This window comes from Rhodanobacter sp. UC4437_H4, assembly GCF_052978425.1.
On sequence record NZ_CM129673.1, the window covers coordinates 3,249,519 to 3,266,136 of the forward strand.

At 68.8% G+C, this 16,618-nt stretch carries 20 protein-coding genes; 8 read left to right on the plus strand and 12 right to left on the minus strand.

Features of this window, described 5'->3' with window-relative positions:
* Window positions 1-4: 4 nt before the first annotated feature.
* From hprK to ACVCL3_RS14630, 8 genes are all read right to left on the minus strand, one after another.
* Window positions 5-907 (minus strand): HPr(Ser) kinase/phosphatase, encoded by a 903-nt coding sequence (gene hprK, locus ACVCL3_RS14595; protein ID WP_447099588.1) that lies wholly within the window; start codon window positions 905-907, stop codon window positions 5-7.
* 205 nt (window positions 908-1,112) lie between these two features.
* Entirely contained in the window at window positions 1,113-1,436 is a 324-nt protein-coding gene (gene hpf / locus ACVCL3_RS14600; protein ID WP_395120030.1) for a ribosome hibernation-promoting factor, HPF/YfiA family, read from the minus strand.
* 167 nt (window positions 1,437-1,603) lie between these two features.
* Window positions 1,604-3,061 carry an RNA polymerase factor sigma-54 gene (locus ACVCL3_RS14605; RefSeq protein ID WP_447099780.1) on the minus strand — a complete coding sequence of 486 codons (1,458 nt, stop codon included), beginning with the start codon at window positions 3,059-3,061 and terminating at the stop codon, window positions 1,604-1,606.
* A 79-nt stretch (window positions 3,062-3,140) separates the two neighbouring features.
* On the minus strand, window positions 3,141-3,860 hold the full coding sequence (lptB, locus tag ACVCL3_RS14610) for an LPS export ABC transporter ATP-binding protein (protein ID WP_395120029.1): 720 nt from the start codon (window positions 3,858-3,860) through the stop codon (window positions 3,141-3,143).
* A 4-nt stretch (window positions 3,861-3,864) separates the two neighbouring features.
* On the minus strand, window positions 3,865-4,452 hold the full coding sequence (gene lptA / locus ACVCL3_RS14615; RefSeq protein WP_447099781.1) for a lipopolysaccharide transport periplasmic protein LptA: 588 nt from the start codon (window positions 4,450-4,452) through the stop codon (window positions 3,865-3,867).
* On the minus strand, window positions 4,385-5,062 hold the full coding sequence (lptC, locus tag ACVCL3_RS14620; protein ID WP_447099782.1) for an LPS export ABC transporter periplasmic protein LptC: 678 nt from the start codon (window positions 5,060-5,062) through the stop codon (window positions 4,385-4,387). Before lptC ends, lptA begins: the two co-directional genes overlap by 68 nt.
* The gene (locus tag ACVCL3_RS14625) at window positions 5,059-5,610 is read right to left on the minus strand and encodes a KdsC family phosphatase (RefSeq protein ID WP_395120026.1); all 552 of its coding nucleotides are present in this window, start codon (window positions 5,608-5,610) and stop codon (window positions 5,059-5,061) included. The genes lptC and ACVCL3_RS14625 overlap by 4 nt, the downstream gene beginning before the upstream one ends.
* A 66-nt stretch (window positions 5,611-5,676) precedes the next feature.
* On the minus strand, window positions 5,677-6,687 hold the full coding sequence (locus ACVCL3_RS14630) for a KpsF/GutQ family sugar-phosphate isomerase (RefSeq protein WP_395120025.1): 1,011 nt from the start codon (window positions 6,685-6,687) through the stop codon (window positions 5,677-5,679).
* A gap of 155 nt (window positions 6,688-6,842) precedes the next feature.
* Here ACVCL3_RS14630 and ACVCL3_RS14635 point away from each other — a divergent pair, with 155 nt between their 5' ends.
* Together ACVCL3_RS14635 and murA are read left to right on the plus strand one after the other, a co-directional pair.
* Window positions 6,843-7,082 (plus strand): BolA family protein, encoded by a 240-nt coding sequence (locus ACVCL3_RS14635; protein ID WP_395120024.1) that lies wholly within the window; start codon window positions 6,843-6,845, stop codon window positions 7,080-7,082.
* A gap of 92 nt (window positions 7,083-7,174) precedes the next feature.
* The gene (gene murA, locus ACVCL3_RS14640; RefSeq protein ID WP_447098210.1) at window positions 7,175-8,434 is read left to right on the plus strand and encodes a UDP-N-acetylglucosamine 1-carboxyvinyltransferase; all 1,260 of its coding nucleotides are present in this window, start codon (window positions 7,175-7,177) and stop codon (window positions 8,432-8,434) included.
* Between the two features lie 119 nt (window positions 8,435-8,553).
* Here murA and ACVCL3_RS14645 read toward each other — a convergent pair whose 3' ends face one another.
* The 3 genes from ACVCL3_RS14645 to purM form a co-directional block, all read right to left on the minus strand.
* The gene (locus ACVCL3_RS14645; RefSeq protein ID WP_447099783.1) at window positions 8,554-9,258 is read right to left on the minus strand and encodes a DUF3108 domain-containing protein; all 705 of its coding nucleotides are present in this window, start codon (window positions 9,256-9,258) and stop codon (window positions 8,554-8,556) included.
* 35 nt (window positions 9,259-9,293) lie between these two features.
* On the minus strand, window positions 9,294-9,953 hold the full coding sequence (gene purN, locus ACVCL3_RS14650; RefSeq protein ID WP_395120021.1) for a phosphoribosylglycinamide formyltransferase: 660 nt from the start codon (window positions 9,951-9,953) through the stop codon (window positions 9,294-9,296).
* Between the two features lie 160 nt (window positions 9,954-10,113).
* On the minus strand, window positions 10,114-11,142 hold the full coding sequence (gene purM, locus ACVCL3_RS14655; RefSeq protein ID WP_447099784.1) for a phosphoribosylformylglycinamidine cyclo-ligase: 1,029 nt from the start codon (window positions 11,140-11,142) through the stop codon (window positions 10,114-10,116).
* 152 nt (window positions 11,143-11,294) lie between these two features.
* Between purM and ACVCL3_RS14660 the strand changes: the two genes are divergently transcribed.
* The 3 genes from ACVCL3_RS14660 to hda are packed head-to-tail and all read left to right on the plus strand — an operon-like array spanning window position 11,295 to window position 14,172.
* Window positions 11,295-12,278: a DUF2066 domain-containing protein gene (locus ACVCL3_RS14660; RefSeq protein WP_447101537.1), complete on the plus strand. Its 984-nt coding sequence runs from the start codon at window positions 11,295-11,297 to the stop codon at window positions 12,276-12,278.
* A 14-nt stretch (window positions 12,279-12,292) separates the two neighbouring features.
* Window positions 12,293-13,468 carry an AI-2E family transporter gene (locus ACVCL3_RS14665; RefSeq protein ID WP_447099785.1) on the plus strand — a complete coding sequence of 392 codons (1,176 nt, stop codon included), beginning with the start codon at window positions 12,293-12,295 and terminating at the stop codon, window positions 13,466-13,468.
* Complete coding sequence (gene hda, locus ACVCL3_RS14670; RefSeq protein WP_395120018.1) at window positions 13,465-14,172, plus strand: DnaA regulatory inactivator Hda; 708 nt, start codon at window positions 13,465-13,467, stop codon at window positions 14,170-14,172. Before ACVCL3_RS14665 ends, hda begins: the two co-directional genes overlap by 4 nt.
* A 6-nt stretch (window positions 14,173-14,178) precedes the next feature.
* Here the strand turns inward: hda and ACVCL3_RS14675 are convergent, their stop codons facing one another.
* A complete protein-coding gene (locus ACVCL3_RS14675) occupies window positions 14,179-14,886 on the minus strand; it encodes an RNA polymerase sigma factor (RefSeq protein ID WP_395120017.1) in 708 nt (235 codons plus the stop codon).
* Between the two features lie 154 nt (window positions 14,887-15,040).
* Between ACVCL3_RS14675 and ACVCL3_RS14680 the strand changes: the two genes are divergently transcribed.
* The 3 genes from ACVCL3_RS14680 to ACVCL3_RS14690 all read left to right on the plus strand — a co-directional run bounded on the left by ACVCL3_RS14680 (window position 15,041) and on the right by ACVCL3_RS14690 (window position 16,611).
* On the plus strand, window positions 15,041-15,571 hold the full coding sequence (locus ACVCL3_RS14680) for a DUF4142 domain-containing protein (protein WP_447098216.1): 531 nt from the start codon (window positions 15,041-15,043) through the stop codon (window positions 15,569-15,571).
* A gap of 10 nt (window positions 15,572-15,581) precedes the next feature.
* Window positions 15,582-15,914 (plus strand): cupredoxin domain-containing protein, encoded by a 333-nt coding sequence (locus ACVCL3_RS14685; protein WP_447099786.1) that lies wholly within the window; start codon window positions 15,582-15,584, stop codon window positions 15,912-15,914.
* 148 nt (window positions 15,915-16,062) lie between these two features.
* Entirely contained in the window at window positions 16,063-16,611 is a 549-nt protein-coding gene (locus ACVCL3_RS14690; protein ID WP_447099787.1) for a hypothetical protein, read from the plus strand.
* Window positions 16,612-16,618: the final 7 nt, after the last annotated feature.

The following is a 16,618-nucleotide window of genomic DNA, read 5'->3' on the forward strand; positions in this document are numbered from 1 at the left end:
GCGTTCACCACGGGGGCAGTCGGCGCAGCTGGTGCGCCTGGCGGTCGATGAAGGTCTGCGCCGGATCGATGCCCTTGCTCTTCAGCGCGTGGCTGCGCACCGCGGCTTCGACCAGCACCGCGATGTTGCGGCCGGACGCCACCGGGATGGTGATCATCGGCACCTGCACGTCGAGGATCGGGCGATGGCCGATGTCGCCGGTGAGGCGGGTGAGCGCATCGGCCTCCTCGCCGTCGCGCAACGGCTTCAGGTGCACCACCAGGCGCAGGTACTTGGAAGTCTTCACCGACATGTGACCGAACATCTCGCGCACGTTGAGGACGCCCAGGCCGCGCACTTCGAGCAGGTCCTGCAGCAGCTCGGGGCAGGTGCCGTCGATCACGTCCGGCGCGATCAGGGTGAACTCGGTGGCGTCGTCGGCCACCAGCCGATGGCCGCGGCTGATCAGTTCCAGCGCTAGCTCGCTCTTGCCCGAGCCGGCCTCGCCGGTGATCAGCACGCCGATCGAGAACACTTCCAGAAAGACGCCGTGCAGCGTGGTCTTGGCCGCCAGCATGCGCGCCAGGTGATATTGCAGGTAGGTCAGCAACTCGTGGCCGCGCTTGGGGCTGATCCACAGCGGCATGTCGGTTTCCTCGGCGACCTCGCGCAGGTCGGCGGGAACGGATTGATCCTTGGTCACGATCAGGGCCACCGGCTGGTAGGCGGCGATCTTGTGCATCACTTCCCAGCGCTGGCGCGAGTCGAGCCCGTCGAGGTAGTTGAGCTCCTCCGAGCCGATGATCTGGATCTTGTTCGGGTAGATGATGTTGAGGTAGCCGATCAGCGACGGCCGCCGCGCCTGCGCCACGCCCGGCTCCAGCAGCCGCGATTCGCCGCGCATGCCCGACACCCAGCGCAGCGCCATGCGCTCGTGCACGCCGTCGTAGAGTTGTCGCGCGCTGATCCGATCCAAGCCTGCGGCCCTTGTGTCGCGTGATGGGCGACGTGGGCCGCCCGAACCGCCACCATTGTGCCAGCTTGCGGCTTGCACGGCGTGCAGAGGCAAGAACGGCCCGCCGGAGAACCGGCGAGCCGTGCTGCATGCGAATGGTCGAACCGACGCGGAGGGATCAGCCGTACTGGCGTTCCTCGCGCGCCTCGCGCTGATGCTTGTCGGCGACTTTCTCGCGGTACTTGCGCAACTGCGCGACCAGCTTGTCGAACAGCACGTCGATGGAGGCGTACATGTCCGCCTCGGTGGCTTCGGCGTGCAGGGTGCCGCCGACCACGCTCAGGGTGCCGTCGGCGCGCTGCTGGAGCTTGTCCAGCGAGAGCACGATCACGAGGCTTTTCAGCTTGTCGTCGAGGCGGGTGAGGCGGTCGAGCTTGGCGGTGGCGTGGTCGCGCAGCGCCGGGGTGACTTCAATCTGCTGGCCGCTGAGTTGGAATTGCATGGAGGCGCCTCCTCTGGTGGTGCAGTGCCGCGTTTCGCGGCGGGTGGACGTGCCGCGGTCGGCTCGACCTGGCACGTCTTTCAGTCATCTCGTCTACAACGTCTACAAGACATGGGAACACTTTGGCGACAAGCAAGTTCCCCGTTTCCTCCGCGCGTCGCGGCGGGTCAGCCGGCGCGCTGGCGTTCGCTGGATGTGGGTATGCGCAGCCCCTCCCGGTATTTGGCCACGGTGCGACGGGCGACCTGTATGCCCTTGGCCTGCAATTCTTCGGCGATGGCCTGGTCGGACAGCGGCTTGCGCGGATTCTCCGCCTCGATGAGCTTGCGCAGCATGGCCTGGATCGCGGTGGCCGAGGCGCTGCCGCCATCCTCCGTGGAGACGCCGCTGGAAAAAAAATACTTCAGCTCGAAGGTGCCGCGCGGCGTGTGCAGGTATTTGCGCGTGGTGACCCGCGAGATGGTGGATTCGTGCATGCCCACCTCCTCGGCCACCTCGCGCAGCACCAGCGGATGCATCGCCTCCGGGCCGTAGTCGAGGAAGGCGCTTTGCCTGCGCACGATCGCCTCGGCCACCTTGAGCAGGGTTTCGGCGCGCGATTCCAGGCTCTTGATCAGCCAGCGCGCCTCCTGCAGCTGGCCGCGCATCCAGCTGGCATCCTCGCCGCGGGCCTTGGCGATCAGGCCGCAGTAGTGCTGGTTCAGGCCCAGCCGGGGCTGCGAATCGGGGTTGAGGCTGACCCGCCAGCGCATGCCGTCGCGGATCGCATAGGCGTCCGGCGCCACGTACTCGACCGGGGTGGCGTCCAGCGCCGCGCCGGGGCGCGGGTCCAGGCTGCGGATCAATACGGCGGCCTCGGCCACGTCGTCGGGCGTGGCATGCAGGCGCCGCGCCAGTCGCGCGATGTCGTTGCGCGCCAGCAATTCCAGCTCGCTGTCGACGATGCGCAGCGCCAGGCTGCGATGCGGGGTGTCGAGGTCGAATTGCTCCAGTTGCACGCGCAGGCAGTCGCGCAGGTCCAGGCTGCCGACGCCGGCCGGGTCGAAGCCCTGCAGCCGGCGACGCACCGCCTCCACTTCCTCCACGCTGGCGTCGAAGCCGGCTGGCAGCGCGGCGAGCACCGCTTCCATCCCCTCGGCCAGGTAGCCGGCGGGATTGAGCGCGTCGATCAGCACGGTGGCGATCAGGTGTTCGCGCGGGTTGAACGAGGCCAGGTTGAGCTGCCAGGTCAGGTGTTGCTGCAGGGTTTCCGGGGCGGCGTTCTGCGGCTCGAAATCCTCGTCGCCGCGCGAACCGCTGCCGTTGCCGGGACTGTTGCTGGAGAAGTCGATCGGCGACTCCGCCACGCCGCCGCCGTCGGCCCAGTCGATGGCGCCTTCATCGTTCTCGCTGTGGCTCTCGGGCGCCTTGTCGGCGAGCTGGAAATTGCTCTCGGCGTCGTCGAGACCTTCGGTTTCCTCGTCCTCGACCTCCTCGGCAAACTCCAGCAACGGGTTGCTCTCGGCGATCTGCCGCAGTTCGGCTTCCAGCTCCAGCTGCGACAGCTGCAACAGGCGGATCGCCTGCTGCAGTTGCGGCGTCAGGGTCAGTTGCTGGTGGAGGCGAAACTGTAATGCGGGTTTCATGCCAGCCAGGTCGAAGGAACGTGCGGCCATCCTAGCGCGTGGCCGGAGACGCGGCCAGCGCGGCCCGTCACGCCCTCGCTCAGAGCCGGAATTCGCGGCCCAGATAGACCTCGCGGACCTTTTCGTCGGCCAGGATGTGCGCCGGCGTGCCGCGCGATAGCACCTCGCCCTCGTTCAGGATGTAGGCGCGGTCGCAGATGCCCAGGGTTTCGCGCACGTTGTGGTCGGTGATGAGCACGCCGATGCCGCGTTCCTTGAGGTGGCGCACGATGCGCTGGATCTCGCCCACGGAGATCGGGTCGACGCCGGCGAACGGTTCGTCCAGCAGCATGTAGCGCGGATTGGCCGCCAGCGCGCGGGCGATTTCCACGCGGCGCCGCTCGCCGCCGGACAGGCTGATGCCCTTCTGGCCGGCGATGTGGGCGATCTTCAGCTCGTCGAGCAGGCTTTCCAGCTCGCTGTCGCGCTGCTTCGAGGTCAACCCCTCGCGCAGTTCCAGCACCGCCATGATGTTGTCCGCCACGCTGAGCCGGCGGAACACCGACGCCTCCTGCGGCAGGTAGCCGATGCCAAGCTTGGCGCGTGCATGCATCGGCAGGCCGGTGATGTCGCGCTTGTCCAGGGTGATCGTGCCGGCATCGGCCTCGATCAGGCCGACCACCATGTAAAAGCAGGTGGTCTTGCCGGCGCCGTTGGGGCCGAGCAGGCCGACTACTTCGCCCTCGCGGATGGAGAACGCGAAATGGCGCACGACCTGGCGCGACTTGAAGCTTTTCTGCAGACCTTCGGCGGAGAGCATGGGGTCAGTGTTGCCCCTGCGGCGCCGGGCTGCTGGCCGCGGCGACCGGCGCCGCGGCGGAAGACGCGGGGGCGGGAGGGATGGTGGCGGAGTGCGCGGTAGCAGGCTGCGGCTTGGGCAGGAAAATCATGTGCACCATGCCGTCGTTGCCGCTGCTGCCGGTCATCTCGCTGGTCTGCGTGTTGTAGGTGAGGGTGTCGCCATGGGCTTCGCCGCGACCCTGCTGGTGCACCGCGGCCTGGCCCTTGAGCGTGGCGATGCCCTTGATGTTGTCGTAGTCCAGCGTGCGCGCGTCGCCGGACATCAGGTTGCCGGCATCGTCCAGTTGCTGGATGTGGGCGTTGCCGGTGACCACGATGCGGCTCAGCTGCTGGTTGCCGTCGACGTAGATCTTGGCCAGGTCGCCGGTGATCCGCAGCGTGCCCTGGCTCAGCTCGACGTGGCCGTTGAGCGTGGTGACGCTGTTGGGTGCATTGAAGCCGCTGAACGAATCGGCATGCACCACCCGCATCGGCTGGCTGCGGTCATCCTTCCTGGCCAGGGCGGGCTGCAGCAGCAGCGCCCCCAGCACGAGCAGGGCGAGCCGGAGCATTCCGTGGGTGCGGAAAGAGGATGCCGTGGACGTCATGGAGAAGTTCCAGGTGGTTGTCAGAGAGGTTGGCGCGCATGCCGACCCCGTTCATTCTACTGTCGCCCTGCGTGAGCTGGGCGGGTTGGGCCGTTTCCAGGCGGTTTTCGCGCGGCCACGCGGTGACTTCCGAGGTCTTCACGCCGGCATCGGGGCGGGCCACGCCGTGCGCGTCGGTGAAGGCATCCCGGTGCAGCTCGACCGGCCCCTGCAGCTTGAGCACGGTGCCCGGCTTGTTGACCCAGCCGTAGCGCGACTTGCCGCGCCACGGCGGCACGCCGGCCTGTTCGGCAGGAATCTGGAACGTGGGCGAGTCGAGATACAGCGACTCGTCGCCTTCGCGCCGGTCCACCCGCGGCGCCTGCAGGTACACGCTGGGCTTGCCGTCGACGCCGAACTCGGTGACGCGGGCATCGCTCAAGGTGTAGCTCGAACGCGGCGGGCCGACGAAGTCGCGCGCGCGCGGCGCCGGGCCCAGCCACCACAGCAGCAACTGGCTGGTGCCCGCGGCGAGGCCGACCAGCACGATGGCGGCCGGCAGGCGCCGGTCGCGCAGCCACTGGCGCAAGCTCACTGCCAGTGCTCCCGCTCGGCGTCGCCGTGGCCTTGCGCGTGCAGGATCAGGTCGCACACCTCGCGCGCCGCGCCTTCGCCGCCGGGCGCACGCGTCTGCCAGTGCGCCGCCTCGGCGATCCACGGGTGTGCATTGGCCACCGCCACGGCCAGGCCCGCCACGCGCATCGGTGCGAGATCGGGCAGGTCGTCGCCGACGTAGGCCACCTGCGCGGGCTGCAATTGCAGCGCGTCGAGCAATTCGTTCAGGCAGGCACGCTTGTTGCCCTGGCCCTGGTAGACGTGGGCGATGTCCAGCTCCTCGGCGCGCAGCGCCACCGGATGACTGATCCGCGCGGTGATCAGTGCGACCTGCACGCCGTAGGCCTGCAGCCGTTTCAGGCCCAGCCCGTCGTGCACGTGGAACACCTTGGTCTCGCGGCCGTCCTCGCCGTACCACAGGCGGCCGTCGGTGAGCGTGCCGTCGACGTCGAACACGGCCAGGCGTACGCGGGCCGCGCGCTCAAGGATCGCTGCCGGAAGATTGGTGAGATAGACGGGATTGGGCACGATTGTGATTTCGGGTTTCAGAGCGAAAGCGCGAGCTTGCCTGATTTTCTGATTTGCCAAGGCAAATCAGACCACGCGCGCACGAAGCAGATCGTGAATGTTCAGCGCGCCGACGACGTGCTGTTCGTCGTCGACCACCAGCAGCGCGTGGATCTGGTGCTTCTCCATCAGCTGCGCGGCCTCGGCGGCCAGGCGCTCGGCGCCGATCGTCTTGGGGCCGCGGGTCATCAGGTCGGCGACGCGGGCGCCGCGCAGGTCGACCTCCTCGTCGTCCAGCGCGCGGCGCAGGTCACCGTCGGTGAACACCCCCAGCAGGCGCTGCTCGGCATCCACCACGGCGGTCATGCCCAGTTGCTTGCGGGTCATTTCCATCAGCGCGGTGGTGAGCGAGGCATCGGGCGACACCCGCGGCACGTCGTCGCCGCTGTGCATCACGTCGCTGATGTGCAGCAGCAGGCGCCGGCCCAGCGCGCCGGCCGGGTGCGAGCGGGCGAAATCGTCGGCGGTGAAGCCGCGCGCTTCCAGCAGCGCGATCGCCAGCGCGTCGCCCAGCACCAGCGCCACCGTGGTGCTGGTGGTCGGCGCCAGCCCGAGCGGGCAGGCTTCGCTGGAGATGCTGCCATCCAGGTGTACCTCGGCCTCGCGCGCCAGCGAGGAGGTGGCGCGCCCGGTGATCGCGATCAGCGGGATGCCCTGGCGTTTGATGACCGGCAGGATGAACAGCAGTTCGTCAGTCTCGCCCGAGTAGGAGATCGCCAGCACCACGTCCTGCGGCAGGATCATGCCCAGGTCGCCGTGGCTGGCTTCGCCCGGGTGCACGAAGAACGCCGGGGTGCCGGTGGAAGCCAGGGTGGCGGCGATCTTGCGCGCCACGTGGCCGGATTTGCCCATGCCACTGACCACCACGCGGCCCTTGCAGGCCAGGATCAGGCTGCAGGCGGCGGCGAAGTCGTCGCCGATGCGCTGCTCCAGCGCGGCGATCGCGGTCGCCTCGGTGGCGATCACGGTACGGGCGCTGCGGATGATGGCGTCGGGGCTCGGTGCGTTCGACGCGGGTGGGGCGATGCGTGCGTTCATGTGAGCTCAAGTGGGGGAAGGGCGCCGACGTCGTTTCTGTGCCAGAAGAATTCCATTACCATGGCATATTCGCATTTTAACGTCTTTGCCTGCCCCATGGTGCCGCCACGCGCGCCACCCATGGCTTCGCCGGCACGACTCCGTATGGAACGCCCATGGACCCCAACCGCATACAGGCGATGATCGAAGCAGGCCTGCCCGGCGCCCGGGCCGAGGTCGACGGCGCCGACGGCGTGCATTTCGAAGCCACCGTCGTCGCCAGCCAGTTCGCCGGCAAGCTGCCGCTGGCGCGCCACCGACTGGTTTACGCCACCCTGGGCGAGCTGATGGGCGGCGCGATCCACGCGCTGGCACTGAAGACCTTGACGCCGGAAGAGGCCGGGAACAGGGAGTAGGGAATAGGGAATGGCAAGAGCCGCTCCCCATCCTGACTCGCGACAATCCCGGCTTTTCCATTCCCTATTCCCTATTCCCGATTCCCAGCTCAATGGCCAAAATCCTCATCAACGGCGGCGTGCCACTTCATGGCGAGGTCGGCATTTCCGGCGCCAAGAACGCCGTGCTGCCGATCCTCGCCGCCTGCCTGCTGGCCGACGAGCCGGTCAGCATCGGCAACGTGCCGCATCTGCACGACGTCACCACCTTCATCGAGCTGCTCGGCCAGATGGGCGTGCAACTGGTGCTGGATGACCGCATGAAGATGCACGTCGACCCGCGCACCACCAGCACCTGCGTGGCGCCGTACGACCTGGTGCGCACCATGCGCGCCTCGATCCTGGTGCTCGGCCCGCTGGTGGCGCGCTTCGGCCAGGCCGAGGTCTCGCTGCCCGGTGGCTGCGCGATCGGTTCGCGCCCGGTCGATCAGCACATCCGCGGGCTGCAGGCGCTGGGCGCCGACATCACGGTGGAGAACGGCTACATCAAGGCGAAGGCGTCGCGGCTGAAGGGCGCGCGCGTCACCATGGACATGGTCACCGTCACCGGCACCGAGAACATCATGATGGCCGCGACCCTGGCGCAGGGCACCACCATCATCGACAACGCCGCGCAGGAGCCCGAGGTGGTGGATCTGGCGCATTGCCTGATGGCGATGGGCGCGCAGATCGAGGGCGCCGGCAGTTCCACCATGGTGATTCACGGCGTGGAGCGCCTGCACGGCGCCGAGTACAGCGTGCTGCCCGACCGCATCGAGACCGGCACCTTCCTGGTCGGCGCGGCGATGACCGGCGGCAAGGTGCGCGCGCGCCACGCCCGCGCCAACACGCTGGACGCGGTGCTGGCCAAGCTGGAGGAAGCCGGCGCGCAGATTTCCACCGGTGACGACTGGATCGAGCTGGACATGGGCGGGCGCCGGCCGAAGGCGGTCAACATCAGCACCGCGCCGTACCCGGCGTTCCCGACCGACATGCAGGCGCAGTTCACCGCGCTCAACTGCGTGGCCGAAGGCACCGGCGTGGTCACCGAGACGGTGTTCGAGAACCGCTTCATGCACGCGCACGAACTGCAGCGCCTGGGCGCCGACATCCGACTGGAAGGCAACACCGCGATCGTGAAGGGCGTGGAGCACATGAGCGGCGCGCCGATCATGGCCACCGACCTGCGTGCCTCGGCCTGCCTGGTGCTGGCCGGCCTGGTCGCCAGCGGCGAAACCGTGGTCGACCGCGTGTATCACATCGATCGCGGCTACGAGAACATCGAGGAGAAGCTCGGCGTGCTCGGCGCGCGTATCCGCCGCCTGCCGAGCTGATCCGGCGTCCTAGGACCGCGTCCCCACCCGTAGGAGCTCGCTCGCGGGCGATGCTTTTGTGCCGGGACTCGGCATTGGGGATTCGCCAAAAGCATCGCCCGCGAGCGGGCTCCTACGGATCAGTCGGCCTTGTAGCTCACCAGCTCCATCGTGAGGTCGCCGCCATCGTGCTGCGACAGCTTGACCGGCAGCGGGTAGCGCTCGGGCGCATACCAGGCACTGAAGCCGCGGTCGGCATCGGTGCGGTCGACCCGCTGGGCCTGGAAGCTGCCGGCGGGAACCTGGATGTTTTCCTTGCCGACGACCCTGAATTGCTGGGTCTCCACCCGCTGGCGCACGGCGACCGCCAGCGCCACCTGCTGCTGGCCATCCCGCAGGGCCACGCCCAGCGCCAGCGGCAAGGTGTTGCGCTCGACGATGCCCGGCTGCGCCGGATAGCTCTCGCTGCCCTTGCTGCTCTCGACGTGCACCTGGCGGGCGTTCCAGTCCACGCGCAGGTGGCGCGTCTTGTCCTTGATCCCGGTCCGCAGCTGATAGTCGTAGCTGATCGCCTCGGGCAGCTGGCCCTTCCAGCGGAAGCGTGAGGTCTCGTCCGTGCTGGCGCCGAGCAGCGCGGCGAGGCCGCCGGTGCCCTTGACCGCCTTGCGGTAGGTCCACTGACCGTTGCCGTCGTTCTGCAGGCTCACCGTGGCGGTGCCCATCGGGCTGCCGTCGCGCGACACCTCGTAGGTGGCAGTGAAGGCGCCCGGCGTGGTGGCCGCGGTGGCGGTGCCAAGCCAGAAGGAAAGGGCCAGCAGGGTGGCGAGCAGGGGTCGCATGGTCATGCCCGGAGTCTGCCCGCGCCGGCCTGAATGGTGCATCACTCCAGGCCGTGGTCGCCCAGCAGCAGCGGGGCCGACAGCGGCTGCCCGGCATGGTGCGCCGTGCCGTCGCGCCATTGCAGGCGACCGCTGGCGAGCAGGCCGAGCACGGCCGGCAGCAGGCGGTGTTCCAGCGGCAGCAGGCGCTCGGCCAGGCGCTGTTCGTCGTCGCCGGCCTCGATCGCCAGCCGTGCCTGGGCGATCACCGGGCCGCCATCGAGCTCGGCGGTGACGAAATGCACGCTGGCGCCATGTTCGGCGTCGCCGGCTTCCAGCGCGCGCCGATGGGTGTGCAGGCCGCGGTACTTCGGCAGCAGCGAAGGATGGATGTTGATCACGCGGCCGACCCACGGACGCAATGCCTCGGCGTCGATCACGCGCATGAAACCGGCCAGCACCAGCAGCTCGGCACCGCTGGCGGCAACGCGGCCGAACAGGTCCAGGTCGTAGGCGCGGCGATCGGGATAGGCTTTCGGCGACAGCGCCAGGGTGGGGATGCCGGCCGCCTCGGCCAGGCGCAGCGCGCCGGCGTCGGCCTTGTCGCTGGCCACGAGGGCGAATTCCACCGGCAGGGTGCCGGCGTCGCGCGCGGCAATCAGCGCGGCGAGATTGCTGCCGCGGCCGGAGGCGAGGACGGCGATGCGTGTTGGTGAGGTCATGGTTTTCGCCGTTCGCCCTGAGCGTGGGCCCGCGGGGGCGGAGTCGAAGGGTCCTTCGGCTTCCTCGCTTCCTGAAAAAGCAGCCATTTCCGGTTGCTTTCCGCGTGCGCTGCGCTCAGGGCGAACGGTATGTCGGCGCAGCGCGGGCGGTCACGATATGTCAGCCGATATGCACGCGCTCGTCGTCCTGTGCCTTCACCACCGCGCCGATCACCGAGCTGGCCAGGCCGTGCTGCGCCAGCAGCGCGGACGCGTCGGCCACGGCGTCGGGCGGCAGGATCACGGTGAAGCCGATGCCGCAGTTGAACGTGCGCCACATTTCCTCGCGCGCGACCTTGCCTTCGCGCATCAGCCAGTCGAACACCGGCGGCAGCACGATGGCCGATGCGTCCAGCGCGAGGCCGAGGCCGTCGGGCACCACGCGGATGATGTTTTCCTTGAGGCCGCCGCCGGTGATGTGGGCGAGTCCGTGGACCACGCTTTCCTTCAACAACTCCAGCATCGGCTTCACGTAGATCGTGGTTGGCGCCATCAGCGCATCGGCCAGGGTCACGCCGCCGAGATCAAGCTCCCACGGGTTGCCGGCGCGCTCGAGAATCCTGCGCACCAGCGAATAGCCGTTCGAGTGCGGCCCGCTCGAGGCGACGCCCAGCACCACGTCGCCGGCCACGATCGACGCGCCGCTCAGCATGCGTGACTTTTCCACCGCGCCGACGGTGAAGCCGGCCAGGTCGTATTCGCCGGGCGGGTACATGTCGGGCATCTCGGCGGTTTCGCCGCCGATCAGCGCGCAACCGGCCAGCTCGCAACCCCTGGCGATGCCGCCGACCACGGCCACGGTGGTCTCCACGTCCAGCTTGCCGGTGGCAAAGTAGTCGAGGAAGAACAGCGGCTCGGCGCCCTGCACCAGCACGTCGTTGACGCACATGCCGACCAGGTCGATGCCGATGGTGTCGTGCCGGCCCAGTTGCTGGGCGAGCTTGAGCTTGGTGCCGACGCCGTCGGTGCCGGACACCAGCACCGGCTCCCGGTAGCGGCCGGAGAGATCGAACAGGCCGCCGAAGCCGCCCAGCCCGCCCATCACCTCGGGGCGGAAGGTGCGCTTGACCAGCGGCTTGATGCGTTCGACCACGGCATTGCCGGCGTCGATATCGACGCCGGCGGCGCGGTAGGTGAGGGCGTCGGACATGGCGGAAACCGGCGTGGCAGAAACGCGCAAGTTTAGCAGCATGCGCCACCGAAACCCGCGGCATCCGGTCGCCGCCGCACCGCATGGATGGACGCTTCGGGCGGGATTGGGCAGACTTCACCCGTGTTTTCTTCAGGAAGATCGCCGTGCCCATGCGCCTGCACCGTCTGTGGATCGTGTTCCTGCTGCTCGGGCTGGCGGCGCTGCCGCGCCTGCATGCGCAGGCGGCCGGCTCGCCGTATTCGGTCACCGTGCCGGTGACCGACACCAGCGACGAGCAGCGCGACCAGGCGTTCTCCACCGCGCTGGCGCAGGTGATGGCGCGGGTGGCCGGCGGGCAGGACCTGCGCGCCAACCCGGGCTACGCCGAGGCGCTGGGCAGCGCCAGTTCGCTGGTGCAGAAGTTCCAGTACCAGCGCGCCGCCACCGGCCTGGTGCTGGACGTGGATTTCGCGCCGGCCTCGGTGCGTCGGCTGATCGGCAAGCTCGGCGTGGCCAGCGCGGGGATCAAGCCGCCGGTGCTGCTGCTGGTGCGGCAGGCCGACGGCAGCGCCGTCGATCCGGCGCAACTGGCCAGCCTGGCCACCACTGCCGCGGCGCGCGGCACCACGGTGGTCTTCCCCGAGCCCGGCAGCGAGCCCGATCCGGCGCTGGTCGCGGCGGCCGACCCGGCCACGCTGGCGCGCATCAACCGGCAGTACCACACCGGCCTGGTCCTGCTCGGCAGCCTGCACGCCGGCACCGCGGACTGGACGCTGATTGCCGGCGGCCAGGCGCAGCGCTGGAGCAACCAGGGTACGGACGAGGATGCCGTGCTGGCCGATGCCGGCAACGGCCTGGTCGACCGGCTGGGCAAGCAGCTCAACGTGATCGGCGCGGCGACCAGCGAAGGCAAGCTGTGGATCAGCGGCGTGGATTCGGCCGATGAGTACGCCAGCCTGCTCGCCACGCTCGACAGCGATCCCTCGGTGCACCAGGTGACCACGATCGGTGCGCTGAACGACGGCGTCCTGCTGGGTGTCACCGCGTCGATGCCGATCAAGGCGCTGGCCACCAGCCTCGCCGCGGGCGGGCGCTTGCTGCTGCAGGGCGAACCGCACGAGGGTGCGGACGCCAACTTGCGCTGGCTGCGGTGAAGGCGGTGGATCGGGTGACCCGGGACAAGGACATCTCGCGGCGCTGGCAGCTGTTCGCGCTCGCCGCCGTCATCGTCTATCTGCTGTGGCTGCTGGCGCCGGTGCTGATGCCGTTCGCGATCGCCGCGATGCTGGCCTACCTGGGCGATCCGCTGGCCGACCGGCTGGAGCGGCTGGGGCTGAAGCGGATGTGGGCGGCCACGATCGTCTTCGTGGTGCTCCTGGTGGTGGTCGTCGGCGTGCTGCTGCTGCTGATCCCGATGATCGTCCACCAGGTCGAGAACCTGGTCAGCAACTTGCCGCGCTACGGCGACTGGGCGCAGAACGTGGCCTGGCCATGGCTGCAGGCGCGACTGCACCTGGACCCGCACACCTTCGACAGCGAGCGCCTGCTCGGCACCCTCAAGGCGCACATCGGCTCGATCGGCGGCGTCGCCACCGCGGTGATCGGCAAGGTCTCGCGTTCGGGCGTCGGCATCGCCATGTGGCTGACCAACCTGGTGCTGATCCCGGTGGTGGCGTTCTATCTGCTGCGCGACTGGGATCGGCTGGTGGCCACCATCGACGGCATGCTGCCGCGCTCGGTGCAGCCGACCATCGCGCACCTGGCGCGTGAGTCCGATGCCATCCTCGGCGCCTTCGTGCGCGGCCAGCTGCTGGTGATGCTCGCGCTGGGCGTGTTCTACGGCACCGGGCTGGGCCTGGTGGGCCTGTCGGTCGGCCTGCTGATCGGCATGGTCGCCGGCCTGCTCAGTTTCGTGCCGTATCTCGGTTTCATCATCGGCTTCGTCGCCGCGATCATCGCTGCGCTGGTGCAGTTCGGCGACTGGGCCCACGTGCTGATGGTGTGCGGCGTGTTCATGCTGGGCCAGCTGCTGGAAGGCTACGTGCTGGTGCCCAAGCTGGTTGGCGACAAGATCGGCCTGCATCCGGTGGCGGTGATCTTCGCGGTGCTGGCCGGCGGTTACCTGTTCGGCTTCCTCGGCGTGCTGCTGGCCTTGCCGGCCGCGTCGGTGATCGTGGTGCTGCTGCGCTACCTGGTCGAACGCTACCGGATGAGCGAGCTGTACAACGACGAGGGACCGGCCGACCCGGTGATCGCCGAGGTCGAGGTGGCCGTGCGCGCCGATGGCGACGTCGCTGCCGGGGAGCAGGTGACGCCCGCGCCGGGGGACCGGCCGGTCGAATGAACCCGCAACTGCCGCTCGCGCTGCGCTGGCCTCGACGCCAGCGCTTCGAGCATTTCCACGCCGGCGCCAACGCGGCCGCGCTGGCTGCGCTGCGCCGCTTCGCGGTGGAGCCCGGTGTGCCCTGGATCTACCTGCATGGCGTGGCCGGCAGCGGCCGCAGCCACCTCCTGCTGGCCACCTGCCAGGCCGCCACCGCGGCCGGCCGGCGCGCGCAATACCTGCCGCTGGCCACGATGGGTGATGCCGCGGCCGTCATGCGCGGCGTCGCCGGCAGCGAGCTGCTGGCGCTGGATGATCTCGGTTCCATCGCCGGCAAGCGCGATGCGGAACATGCGCTGTTCGACCTCTACAACCGCGCGAGAGCCGAGGGTCACGCGCTGTTGTTCGCCGCCGACGCCACGCCCGCGCAGATGGGCATCGAGCTGCCCGACCTGCGCTCGCGCCTCGGCGCCTGCACCCAGTTCGCGTTGAAGCCGTTGGACGACGACGAACGGCGCGCGGTGTTGAAGGCGCAGGCGTCCTCGCGCGGCATCGAGCTGGACGACAGCGTGCTTGACTGGCTGTTTGCCCGCTATGCGCGCGACCTCGGCGCCTTGCTCGACCTGCTCGACAAGCTGGACGCCGCCTCGCTGGCCGCGCAGCGGCGCGTCACCATCCCGTTCCTGCGCGATTTCCTGCGCGAGGGTGGGGCTGGCGCGTCCTGACCGGCGTCAGGCCTCGCCCGTCTCGGCGTCCAGTCGCGCCATCACCGCGTCGGTGACGCGGGCGCAGCGGCGGCCCATGAAGGCGAAAGCCTCGCCGACGGTGGTGGCGAGCTTGTCGTGCAACGCGGCGCGCAGCTGGCGGCGGGCGCGATGCAGGCGGGTTTTCACCGTCTCCGGCTTGATGCCGAGCTGGCTGGCGGTTTCCTCCACGCTGCATTCCTCGACCTCGCGCAGCATGTACACCACGCGGAAAGCCGGCGGCAGTTCGTCGATGGCGTGCTCGAGCAGGTGGCGGATCTGCGCGCGCGCGGCGGAGGCGGCGGGGTCCTCGCTGCCGAAGGCCGAGGGGAAGCGGATGATTTGGTGCGTGTCGTCGGGTGCGGCGTCCACCTGTTCCAGCCCGACCATGGTGTGGCGCTTGCGCAAGCGGCCACGGGCCTCGTTGAGCACGATCGTGGTCAGCCAGGTCGACAGGGTCGCCTCGCCACGGAACGAATCCAGCTTGTGATAGGCACGCATATACGATTCCTGCAGCACGTCTTCCGCTTCCGAGTCGTCGCCGATCACCGCGCGCGCGACGCGGAACAGGCGCTGGTTGCAGCGCTGCATGATGTGTCGGAACGCCGCGCGCTCGCCGTTGCGGACGCACGCCACCAGCGCGTGGTCATCCAGGGTGGCGTAGTCGACGGGTGCAATACGGGCTTGGTTGGGCATGGTTTCCTCCTTCTACACCCGATCCGATGCATTTGCATGCCGCGAGGTTCCCGCGGCCCGTGACCGATTGGCGGGAACCGGCGCGCCGCGGTTGCATCAGATGGGCACGGGCGGCCGCTGCGTGCCGCCCATCAAGCCCAAGGAATCACCCATCATGAACAAGCCGCTGTTTGCCCTCATCCTCGGCCTGGCGCTGGCCGCCGGTCCCGCCATGCAGGCCGATGCCGCCGCGCCGGCTCCCAATGACGCGCAGATCGCGCACATCGCCTACACCGCCGGCGCGATCGACGTCACCGCGGCGAAGCAGGCGCTGCAGAAGTCGCACAACCCGGCGGTGCGCGCCTTCGCCGAGGAAATGGCACGCGACCACGCGGCGGTGAACGAGCAGGCGCTGGCGCTGGTGAAGAAGCTGGGCGTGACGCCCGAGGACAACGCGACCAGCCAGTCGCTGGCCAGCGCCGCCGCGGCCGAGCAGGCCAAACTTGCCGCGTTGAGCGGCGATGCCTACGACAAGGCCTACGCTGCCAACGAAGTCGCCTTCCACCAGACCGTCAACGGTGCGTTGAGCGGCACGCTGATTCCGGCGGCACAGAACGCGGAGCTGAAGTCGCTGCTGGAAACCGGGCTGAAGCTGTTCCAGTCGCACCAGATGCATGCCGAGCATCTGGCGCAGAGCCTGAAGTAGGGAGCGCGCCATGCTTCGCATGATGCTTTGGCTCGGCATCGCGCTGGCGCTGGTGGGCGGCTTCGTGCCGGCCACCGCCGCCGGCGCGGCGACCGCCCCGCGCGTGCACGTGGTCGTGATCGACAAGATGGCCTTCGGCCCGATGCCTGCCGACGTGCGCGCCGGCGACATCATCGAATGGGCCAACCACGGCATCCTCGAACACAGCGCCACCGCCCGCGACGGCAGCTTCGACGTTGACCTCAAGCCGGGCGCCACGGCGCGCATGACGGCGAAGGCCGGCACCTTCGTGGTGTTTTGCAAGTTCCACCCGACGATGCAGGCGAACCTGGTCGTGAAGTAGTCTGTCCATTGCCCGGTCGCCAGCGTGCGACCGGGCGAACCGCGCCAGGCGCCGATGGCCTTGTTGGCGCGCGCAGTTGTCGAGTCGTTCTTGTGCGAGCTGTTTCGCACGCGCATGATTCCTCGGAGCAACATCGGGAGTCGATGCCATGGCGTGGCTGTTCTCCGGCGTCGTGATCGCGGCGCTTCTTGGAAGCACGGTCGAGCCCTATTCGGCAACTCATCCTGCGGTTTACGCGGGCACCTATGTGGTGCGAATCTGCCATGGTTCCTGTGCAGGGTCGTCAGCTCGTGTGTTCCGTAGCGGGACGATGGTTCTCTTCGAGCAACCCCTGCTGGATCGGCAGGGCTACACGTTTCGCGATTCGCTTCGGCGTGATCCTGACAATGCCTGCTTCGTGCTTGAACGCGTTGGCGCACCAGCGGAGGGCGACTACGTTCCCGCGCAAGGCTTCTTTTCCTGGAGCCTGCGCGAACACACCGTCGAACTGGAACTCGTGCGCTCCCCCGATGGTGGTTACGGAGTAAGTCTGCACCCTACGCCGACGGGGCTCGGCGGCACGAGCGCTATTTGGGGAGGTGCTGTCGGGGCCGTGGCACCCGATTCACCGGCCGTGCCGCCGGACATCATTTCGGCGACTCGCATCGGTGAACCTGATATCGCGAAGTGTCCGCCGCTTTCAGATGGGAACCGGTGAACTGCGT

What these genes read in the sequence shown, in the direction of transcription:
- hprK (WP_447099588.1), bottom strand. Translation starts at nt 907, where the DNA reads ATGGCGCTGCGCTGGGTGTCGGGCATGCGCGGCGAATCGCGGCTGCTG.
- hpf (WP_395120030.1), bottom strand. Translation starts at nt 1,436, where the DNA reads ATGCAATTCCAACTCAGCGGCCAGCAGATTGAAGTCACCCCGGCGCTG.
- ACVCL3_RS14605 (WP_447099780.1), bottom strand. Translation starts at nt 3,061, where the DNA reads ATGAAACCCGCATTACAGTTTCGCCTCCACCAGCAACTGACCCTGACG.
- lptB (WP_395120029.1), bottom strand. Translation starts at nt 3,860, where the DNA reads ATGCTCTCCGCCGAAGGTCTGCAGAAAAGCTTCAAGTCGCGCCAGGTC.
- lptA (WP_447099781.1), bottom strand. Translation starts at nt 4,452, where the DNA reads ATGCTCCGGCTCGCCCTGCTCGTGCTGGGGGCGCTGCTGCTGCAGCCC.
- ACVCL3_RS14630 (WP_395120025.1), bottom strand. Translation starts at nt 6,687, where the DNA reads ATGAACGCACGCATCGCCCCACCCGCGTCGAACGCACCGAGCCCCGAC.
- ACVCL3_RS14635 (WP_395120024.1), top strand. Translation starts at nt 6,843, where the DNA reads ATGGACCCCAACCGCATACAGGCGATGATCGAAGCAGGCCTGCCCGGC.
- murA (WP_447098210.1), top strand. Translation starts at nt 7,175, where the DNA reads ATGGCCAAAATCCTCATCAACGGCGGCGTGCCACTTCATGGCGAGGTC.
- ACVCL3_RS14645 (WP_447099783.1), bottom strand. Translation starts at nt 9,258, where the DNA reads ATGACCATGCGACCCCTGCTCGCCACCCTGCTGGCCCTTTCCTTCTGG.
- purN (WP_395120021.1), bottom strand. Translation starts at nt 9,953, where the DNA reads ATGACCTCACCAACACGCATCGCCGTCCTCGCCTCCGGCCGCGGCAGC.
- purM (WP_447099784.1), bottom strand. Translation starts at nt 11,142, where the DNA reads ATGTCCGACGCCCTCACCTACCGCGCCGCCGGCGTCGATATCGACGCC.
- ACVCL3_RS14660 (WP_447101537.1), top strand. Translation starts at nt 11,295, where the DNA reads ATGCGCCTGCACCGTCTGTGGATCGTGTTCCTGCTGCTCGGGCTGGCG.
- hda (WP_395120018.1), top strand. Translation starts at nt 13,465, where the DNA reads ATGAACCCGCAACTGCCGCTCGCGCTGCGCTGGCCTCGACGCCAGCGC.
- ACVCL3_RS14675 (WP_395120017.1), bottom strand. Translation starts at nt 14,886, where the DNA reads ATGCCCAACCAAGCCCGTATTGCACCCGTCGACTACGCCACCCTGGAT.
- ACVCL3_RS14680 (WP_447098216.1), top strand. Translation starts at nt 15,041, where the DNA reads ATGAACAAGCCGCTGTTTGCCCTCATCCTCGGCCTGGCGCTGGCCGCC.
- ACVCL3_RS14685 (WP_447099786.1), top strand. Translation starts at nt 15,582, where the DNA reads ATGCTTCGCATGATGCTTTGGCTCGGCATCGCGCTGGCGCTGGTGGGC.
- ACVCL3_RS14690 (WP_447099787.1), top strand. Translation starts at nt 16,063, where the DNA reads ATGGCGTGGCTGTTCTCCGGCGTCGTGATCGCGGCGCTTCTTGGAAGC.